The 1,895-nt window shown below is 69.6% G+C and carries 1 protein-coding gene; it reads right to left on the bottom strand.

Annotated features, from left to right (window positions below; translation table 11 throughout):
* Positions 1 to 81: 81 nt before the first annotated feature.
* Complete coding sequence (gene xseA / locus VFF46_RS37295) at positions 82 to 1,296, bottom strand: exodeoxyribonuclease VII large subunit (protein ID WP_325041983.1); 1,215 nt, start codon at positions 1,294 to 1,296, stop codon at positions 82 to 84.
* Positions 1,297 to 1,895: the final 599 nt, after the last annotated feature.

The following is a 1,895-nucleotide window of genomic DNA, read 5'->3' as shown; positions in this document are numbered from 1 at the left end:
TGCCGCCGGCTTCGAGCTTGCGGACCACCTCGACGAGCTCCTCGCGGGCCTGCTCGTAGGTGATCTCGGGTCGGTCGCCGCTCACTTCTTCTCCTCGGACTTGACTTCCACCGCGAAGCGGCCGTCGGTGACCCGCGCCTGCAGCAGGTCCCCGGGCGCCACCTGCGCCATCTCCCGGACGGCGGTGCCGTCGGCCAGTTGCAGCACGGAGTACCCGCGCTCGAGCGTCGCCTTCGGTGACAACGCCCGGACACTCGCCAGCCGGTGCGCGATGTCGTCGCTCGCCCGGTCCAGCCGATGCGTGAGCGTCCTCCGATTGCGCTCGACCAGCGCCGCGATCTCGTCGGACCTCCGCTGCAGGTCGCTGACCGGCGCCGCCAGGGCCGGCCGCGAACGGATCGCCGCCAGCGCATGCGCCTCGCGATCCAGCCAGGACCTGACCGCCCGCAGCCCGCGCTCGCGGAGCAGCCGGACGCCGTCCAGCTCCTCGCGTACGTCGGGCACGATCCGCTTCGCCGCATCCGTCGGCGTGGACGCGCGCAGGTCCGCGACCAGGTCGAGCAGCGGCGTGTCCGGCTCGTGCCCGATCGCGCTCACCACCGGCGTACTCGTCTTGGAAACCGCCCGGATCAGCCCCTCGTCCGAGAACGGCAGCAGGTCCTCCAGCGAACCGCCACCGCGGGCGATCACGATCACCTCGACCGCGTCGTCCGCGTCCAGTTTCCGCAGCGCGGTCATCACCTCGGCGGCCGCTGACGGGCCCTGCACCGACGCGTACTCGATCCGGAACGCGACCGCCGGCCAGCGGCGCTTCGCGTTCTCGAGTACGTCGCGCTCGGCCGCTGAGTCGCGCCCGCAGATCAGGCCGATCGTGTGCGGCAGGAACGGCAGGCGTTTCTTCCGGTACGACTCGAAGAGGCCTTCGGCGCCGAGCAGCTGCTTCAGCCGCTCGATCCGGGCCAGCAGCTCGCCGATGCCGACGTGCCGGATCTCGCTGACCGCGAGCGCGAGTGTGCCGCGCCGGGCAAAAAAGTTCGGCTTGGCATGCACGAGCACCCGCGAGCCGTCGCGGACGTCGACCGTCTCGAACACGCGCCGGTTGCAGGTGAACCGCAGCGAGATGTCCGCATCGGTGTCCCGCAACGTTCCGAAAACGGTTGTCGTCCCGCGCCCGATCGAGACGTCCGTCAGCTGCCCCTCGACCCACACGGACCCGAGCTGGTTGATCCAGCTCGCAATCCCGTTCGCAATCGTCCGAACGGCCGCAGGCGCTTCCGGCGACGTCTCCAAAGCCACCCCCAGACCCTACGACCTACCACCGACAATCGAGGGATTCCGCCGCAGAAAACGCTTGCGAACTGTTTCCTCTGCGCCAGGTCGAAGGTTTTCGCGAGCTTCGCGCCGCGCTGGGTTTGGGTGGTAAATCCTTTGCGGACAAGGGTTTGGCGGGGGCATTCTTGGGGCCTGGTTACACCTCCCGCGGGGGAGCCGTCCGGACAGGGCGGGCGGCTCCTCGACGTGTTGGTGGACCGGGCTTTCTGCCGCCGGACTACGGCACGATCTGGGAGATGGCCGGCGGCAACCCGGCGACTCTCCGTGCGGTGCTGATCGGCGCACTGACGCGTTGCTCGCCGTGATGCTGCTCACAAAGCCGGGCAGGGTACGCCGACGCCGGGTCTCACTTCGTTCGGTGATGCCGCCGTGGCGGTCGTGTCCTGCACGTTCGCGCTGGCGATTTCGCACCTGGTATGGATCCGGAGGCGTTGATTCCGGCCACGTACGATGGGGCCGTGACTTCCCAGCCTGACGAGACCGGTGCTCCGACCGTGACGAAGACCAAGCGGGTGCTGCTTGCGGCCCCCCGCGGGTACTGCGCGGGCGTCGACCGGGCCGTC

This window comes from Kribbella sp. (assembly GCF_035655035.1).
Classification (GTDB): domain Bacteria; phylum Actinomycetota; class Actinomycetes; order Propionibacteriales; family Kribbellaceae; genus Kribbella.
This window is presented reverse-complemented; position numbering and strand designations above follow the sequence as displayed.